Source organism: Microbacterium sp. zg.Y909 (assembly GCF_024626565.1).
Genome location: NZ_JANJFJ010000632.1, coordinates 1 through 1,538, shown reverse-complemented (window position 1 = coordinate 1,538; position 1,538 = coordinate 1). Strand labels below are relative to the sequence as shown.

General features: G+C 71.7%; 1 protein-coding gene. It reads left to right on the top strand.

What is annotated here, in order from left to right; translation table 11 throughout:
• The coding region (locus tag NQ160_RS23610) for a DNA primase (protein WP_257517428.1) at positions 1 to 1,538 on the top strand (1,538 nt) is incomplete at both ends.

The window sequence follows — 1,538 nt, the reverse complement described above, 5'->3', positions numbered from 1 at the left end:
TTCACCGAGGCGGTGGAGCGGCTGGCCGGCCGCCTGGGTTACACGCTGCACTACGAGGACGGCGCGGCCGCACCCGAGACCTCGGGCAGGTCACGGCTCTACGCCGCCAATGCGGCAGCAGCGGAGTGGTTCCGCTCGCAGCTGTCGATCCCCGAGGCCGAGGCCGCGCGCAGCTTTCTGGGCGGGCGCGGGTTCGACGCCAACGCGGCCGCGCACTTCGGGGTCGGTTATGCCCCCAAGGGCTGGTCGCACCTGCGGGACGCGCTGAAGTCGAAAGGCTTCAGCGACGACGAGCAGGTCGCGGCGGGACTGCTCTCGCAGGGCCAGCGCGGTGTGTACGACCGGTTCCGGGGCAGGCTGGTCTGGCCCATCCGCGACGTCACCGGGCAGGTCATCGGCTTCGGCGCGCGCAAGCTCTTCGACGACGACCAAGGCCCGAAGTACCTCAACACCCCCGAGACGACGATCTACAAGAAGTCGCAGGTGCTCTACGGCCTCGATCTCGCCAAGCGGGACATCTCCCGCCAGCACCGCGTCGTGGTCGTCGAGGGGTACACCGACGTCATGGCATGCCACCTCGCGGGGGTCACGACCGCCATCGCCACGTGCGGCACCGCCTTCGGGTCCGAGCACATCACGGTGCTGCGCCGGGTCATGGGCGACAGCGACGTTTCAGGCGAGGTCGTCTTCACCTTCGATCCCGACGCTGCCGGGCAGAAGGCCGCTCTGCGCGCATTCTCCGAGGAGAAGCGCTTCGCCGCGCAGACCTACGTCGCCGTCGCCCCCGGGGGACTGGACCCGTGCGATTTGCGTGTGCAGCGCGGCGACGGCGCCGTGCGCGCCCTGCTCGAGTCGAAGTCGCCGATGTTCGAGTTCGTCATCGAGCAGCGCCTCGCCGGGTTCGACCTTGCCACGGTCGAGGGTCAGGTCGGGGCGCTCCGCGCCGCCGCGCCGATCGTCGCCGACATCCGCGATCCTTCGCTGCGTCCGGGCTACACCCGCGTGCTCGCGCGCAAGCTCGGGCTCGACCTCGGCGAGGTGAGCCAGGCGGTCGAACGCGCCGCCCGCAGCGGTGGCGACCGGCATCCGCCCAAGAACGCAGCGCCCACCTCGTCCACGACGCCGGTCGCGGACGGCGGCGAGGCGCCGACGCCGCGGGTGACGCTGGCATCGCTTCCGCGCACCGCCGACGTGGCGCTCGAGCGCGACGCGATCATGGGCGTGCTGCAGTACGGTCACGCGGTGGATGCCGCCATCCTCGACCCCGCGCTGGCGCTGCCGTTCCACCATCCTGCGCTCGAAGCCGTACGTCGCGCCGTCGTCGAACAGCCCGACCGTACCCGGATCGGCTGGGCGGCGGCCGCCGTCGAAGCGGTGCGCGAGCCCTACCGCACCCTGGCCGCCGAACTGCTCACGGCCGACTTCCCGGCGCGCACCGAAGCCGGCGCCCTGGCCTCGACCGCCGACCTCGCGCGTCGGCTGCGCTTGCGGGTCATCGAACGCGAGAAGAGCGAGCTCATGCGGCACATCCAGCGTGT